The organism is Rhizobium sp. P1_E1, assembly GCF_056406015.1.
The window spans coordinates 1-1,666 of record NZ_JBFUAY010000466.1; the positions used below are offsets into that span (position 1 = coordinate 1).

Below are 1,666 nucleotides of genomic sequence, written 5' to 3' on the forward strand. Positions count from 1 at the left end.
GGGCGGTCGCGACCGGCAGCGCGCGGGTGGAGGACTGCTGAGATCTGGGCGGAACAGATGGCGTAAACGCTCGACGGCAGTTCTATGCTCCGTGATCATTGCTGTTGGGGGTTGGCTTGCCTGTGGCGGCGCCGACGTTCTCCCCGATCTCGGCACTTTGGCCAAGAAACCGACGACGGATTCATTGTCGACCGCATTTTCGATGTGCGACGGAAGCCATCGCGCGAACTGCGTCGTCGACGGCGACACCTTCTGGTTCGAGGGCGAGAAAATCCGCATCGCCGACATCGATACGCCTGAACTCAGCCCGCCCCGGTGCGAGGCGGAACGGATAAAGGGTGAGGCGGCAAAATCCCGCCTGCTGACGCTACTCAACACTGGAAAATTCTCGCTAGCGGCCGGGTTCCGTGACGAAGACAAATATGGACGCAAACTGCCAACCGTATTTCGTGCAGGCAATTCGCTGGGCGATGCCTTGATCAAGGAAGGGCTTGCCCGATCATGGGATGGTGCCCGACACGGCTGGTGCCAGGGCGGGTGACAGCCATCTTCACCTTCCCTGCACGGGAGAGGGATATGGGCTTGGGGAAGGGGAGGAGGGAACCGTCCCCTTTCTCCATGGGAGGAAGTTTGAAGGAGGGGCATTGCCCTTCCTTCATGGGGTGAGATTGAGAGGGGCGGCAGAGCTCCCTTTCATAGCCGCTCCGCTCGGTCGATCCGGCTGGAGGGGCTCATGTGAATAGGCAAAGACCAGAGGCGACAAGCCGCCTCTGGTCTCGACCTCAGCCGCTCGGATCGAAAGGCTCTTTGTCCTCAAGGCCGATGTGCCATCTTTTGTCGGTCCACCGCGACGGGAGGTAGATCTCATCACCGCCGAAGTKCGCAATGATGATCTCGCTGGCCTCGTGGAACAAACCGAAATCGACCTTGTTGTCGACTGCCCAAAGCAGCGCTGCAGACAGAAACTCCCGCGAGATATCGGCGGGAAGATGCACTTCCGCATCAAAATTTCGGCGCAGTCGTTCAAGCCAATCCGGCTGTTGATCCGGCCGCTTCTGATCTTCTTCCACCACACGAGCGAATTGATGCTTTGTCATCAGAGTCTCCTTTTCGTTTTCTGACGAAAGGTGTCGGCACCGTAGTCCGTGAGGGGTCAGGGACCGCGGAACGCGGCCGCCCTGCGGCGAGCGGAGGAACCGATTTTCTCTGTGCCGCTTGCGGCGTTGGGAAAATTGGAGGGGCCGCGATGTCCTTGACGCCGGAACGGCGGGTGCAAAATGGGACGTCAGAGAGAGATAGAACCGCGTCCTGAAGGGATGCGACCGCTTGCCATCTCCGATGGCGACGGGAGGCTCCGGCTGTCTCCGGACAATGAGATTTCGCAGAGGCATGCCTCTTGCTGAGAGAGGATCGTAACCCGGCGGGGCGGAGACCGCGTGCGGGCTCCGGTCGCAGTGCGACTAGAGCCGCGCGCCATCGGCGCCTCGCCCGAACGCCATTCTTCACGAAAATGAATCGGTCGCACCTGTAGGATTCACATATGTCGTTGGACGTAGCGGCGCTGTGTGACGATCATGCCGGCATGATTTCGCAACCCTACCAGCTTTATGTCGAACGAACGGATCCAGCCAAGAACATGGCGCGGTACTATGCCATGGAGATCGGG

General features: G+C 60.0%; 2 protein-coding genes and 1 pseudogene. 2 read left to right on the forward strand and 1 reads right to left on the reverse strand.

From position 1 onward, the window contains the following. Nucleotides 1-91 precede the first annotated feature (91 nt). Nucleotides 92-541, forward strand: coding sequence for a thermonuclease family protein (locus AC1D1Z_RS37150; protein ID WP_130806920.1), 450 nt, complete (start codon nt 92-94; stop codon nt 539-541). Between the two features lie 241 nt (nt 542-782). On the opposite strand, the gene AC1D1Z_RS37155 is transcribed toward AC1D1Z_RS37150, so the two are convergent. Continuing rightward, entirely contained in the window at nt 783-1,070 is a 288-nt protein-coding gene (locus AC1D1Z_RS37155; RefSeq protein ID WP_477853812.1) for a hypothetical protein, read from the reverse strand. 470 nt (nt 1,071-1,540) lie between these two features. Here AC1D1Z_RS37155 and AC1D1Z_RS37160 point away from each other — a divergent pair. Then, nucleotides 1,541-1,666, forward strand: a pseudogene (locus tag AC1D1Z_RS37160) (WGR domain-containing protein); the annotation flags it as partial.